This window comes from Actinomadura sp. NPDC048032, assembly GCF_040653175.1.
Classification (GTDB): Bacteria; Actinomycetota; Actinomycetes; order Streptosporangiales; family Streptosporangiaceae; genus Spirillospora; species Spirillospora verrucosospora.
Genome location: NZ_JBEZJP010000651.1, coordinates 1 through 2975, shown reverse-complemented (window position 1 = coordinate 2975; position 2975 = coordinate 1). Strand labels below are relative to the sequence as shown.

Below are 2975 nucleotides of genomic sequence, written 5' to 3'. Positions count from 1 at the left end.
GTCCAGTCGGGGGCCATCCCGTAGCGCGGCAGGTAGCGGGGGAACTCCGGCAAGGTCGCCGGGAGCGCCGTCTCGGCCGTGTACGCGGGACGTGCGCTGAAGTCCCGGCAGCGCGCGTCGTGGCAGGTCCGCGTGTGGGACGGGCAGGGCCGCGCGTCCGCGTGGAGCGAGCCCTCCCACTTCGAGATGGGCCTGCTCGCCCCCGCCGACTGGACGGCCGCGTGGATCGGGAACCCGGTGTGGTCGGCCGACCCGGCGCCCGCGCCCGCGACGGTCGCGTTCGCCGCCCGCACCGCCCGGTACGTCCGGCTGAACGTGACCCGGCTCGGTCTGCCGATCAAGGAGGGCTGGCCCTACAAGGTGTCGCGGCTCCAGCTCGCCGAGATCCAGGTGCAGGACGGGGCGTCGGGCCCGAACCTCGCGGCGAGGGCGCCGGTCACCGCGTCGGAGAGCTACACCGTCGGGGGCCAGTGGGAGCCGAAGGCCGTCACGGACGGCAACCTCACCAGCGACGCCGCGCCCTTCGGCTACACGAGCCTGGAGCGCAAGGTCCAGGACCTCGCCGCGCCCATCTGGGTGCAGATCGACCTCGGCAGGGAGCAGCGGTTCGACCGGATCCTGCTCTACCCGCGCACGGACGAGACGACCGACGACGGCAGGACCCCCAACTTCCCGGAGGACTTCACCGTCCAGACCTCCGGCGACGGCACGGCGTTCGACACGGCCGCCACGGTCAGGGGCCAGGAGGCGCCGCCGCCGCTGCGCCGCCAGCCCGAGGCCCTGCCCGTCTTCAGGCGCGAGTTCACGATCGGCAGGCGCATCCGCACGGCCCGCCTGTACGCCACCGCCCTGGGCGTCCTGGACGTCACCGTGAACGGCCGTCCCGTCAGCGACGCCGTCCTCGAACCGCCCTACAGCAAGTACAAGGAGCGGATCGTCTACTCCACCTACGACGTGACCAGGCTGCTCCACCGCGGCGGCAACACCGTCGAGGTGGAGCTGGGCACCGGCATGGCTCACGTGCCTCCGACGCCCGGCCGCTACGAGAAGCTCACCCGCTCGGACGGCAAGCCCGCGTTCATCGGCCAGCTGGAGATCACCTACACCGACGGGTCGCGCGAGGTCGTGGCGTCCGACGCGTCCTGGCGCACGGCGCTCGGCGCGACCACGTTCACCAACTGGTACGGCGGCGAGGACCACGACGCGCGCCGCACCCGGCGGGACTGGACGGCCGCGGTGCGCGTCGCCGCGCCCACCGCCCGGCTCGCGGCCCGCATGGCGCCGCCGGTCGTCCCCGTCGAGACCCTCCGCGCCAAGAAGATCACCAGCCCGAAGGCCGGCGTCCACGTCGTCGACCTCGGCGTCAACTTCGCGGGCTGGCCGCTGCTGAGCGTCAGCGGCCCGGCCGGGACGAAGGTGACGATGCGCCCCGGCGAGCTGCTCAACGCCGACGGGACCGTCAGCCAGCACACCACCGGCTCGCCCATCTGGGACACCTACACCCTCTCCGGCGACGGCACCGAGACGTGGCATCCCCGGTTCTGCTACCACGGCTTCCGCTACCTCCAGCTCGAAGGGCTGCCGGGGGAGCCGGACGACGGCACCGTCACCGGGATCGTCCTGCGCGCGGGCAACGCCAGGGCGGGCTCGTTCACCAGCTCGCACGGCCTCCTCAACGACATTCACAAGATCATCGACCGGGCCGTGCAGAGCAACATGTACTCCGTCCTCACCGACTGCCCGCACCGCGAGAAGCTCGGCTGGCTGGAGCAGGCCAACCTCGTGTTCCCCGCCGTCGCCCGCAACTACGACGTCACGGCCTACTACGGCGAGCTCGTCCGCGACATCGCCGAGGCCCAGACCGAGGACGGCCTCGTCCCGGACATCGCGCCCGAGTTCACGGTGTTCTCCGGCGGGTTCAGGGACGACCCCAACTGGGGCAACGTCATCGTGTTCGCGCCCTGGCAGATGTACCGCGCGTACGGCGACGAGGCGACGCTGCGGGCCTACTACCCGAACATGGTCCGCTACGTGGACTACCTGTCCGCGAAGGCGAAGGGGCATCTGCTCGACTACGGCCTCGGCGACTGGATCACCTTCGACGACAGCACCCCGAAGGGGGTGACCGCGACCTTCGGCTACCACCGGGCCGTCACCGCCCTCGCGCGGATCGCCGAGGTCGTCGGGAAGGACGCCGACGCCGCGCGGTACGGGGCGCTCGCGGGCGAGATCGGCTCGGCGTTCAACGCGAAGTACGCCACCGGCGACACCTACGGGTCCGGGAGCCAGGCGTGCGACGCCCTCGCTCTCGACATGGGGGTCGTGCCGGCGGACAGGAGAGAAGCCGTCCTGGCCCACCTGGTGAAGAGCATCGAGGCCAAGGGCTACCACCTGACGGTCGGCGAGATCGCGCTGCCGTCGGTGTTCCACGTGCTGTCCGCCGCCGGGCGCGACGACGTCATCCACGCCGTCGCCACGCAGACCGGCAACCCCAGCTACGGCTACCAGGTCGTGCACGGCGCGACCTCGCTGACCGAGAACTGGGACGGGCCCACCTCGGGGAACTCGCAGAACCACTTCATGCTCGGCGCGATCGACGAGTGGTTCCACGCCGGCCTCGCGGGCCTCGGCCAGGCCGACGACTCGATCGGGTACGCGACCCTCCTCGTCCGTCCGGCGGTCGTCGGGGACGTCACCTACGCGGCCGCGACCTACGAGACGCCGCGCGGGCGCGCCGCGTCCTCGTGGCGCCGTGCCGGGAAGAGGCTCCGGCTGGACGTCACCGTCCCGCCGGGCACGCGGGCCCGCGTGGAGTACCCGCTCCTCGGCGGGTCCGCGCGGCCGAAGGCGCCGGAGGGGGCCGGGTGGATCGGCGTCCAGAACGGCCGCGCCGTCTTCGAGGTCGGCTCCGGCGACTGGACCTTCCAGGGGGTGGCGTGACGGCCGGATGAGCGGTCGGGTCCCCGCCCTCCGGG

At 72.6% G+C, this 2975-nt stretch carries 1 protein-coding gene; it reads left to right on the top strand.

Features of this window, described 5'->3' with window-relative positions:
* Positions 1–78: 78 nt before the first annotated feature.
* Positions 79–2940, top strand: a complete 2862-nt coding sequence (locus AB0C69_RS40595) for a family 78 glycoside hydrolase catalytic domain (RefSeq protein ID WP_360361852.1) — start codon at positions 79–81, stop codon at positions 2938–2940.
* Positions 2941–2975 lie beyond the last annotated feature (35 nt).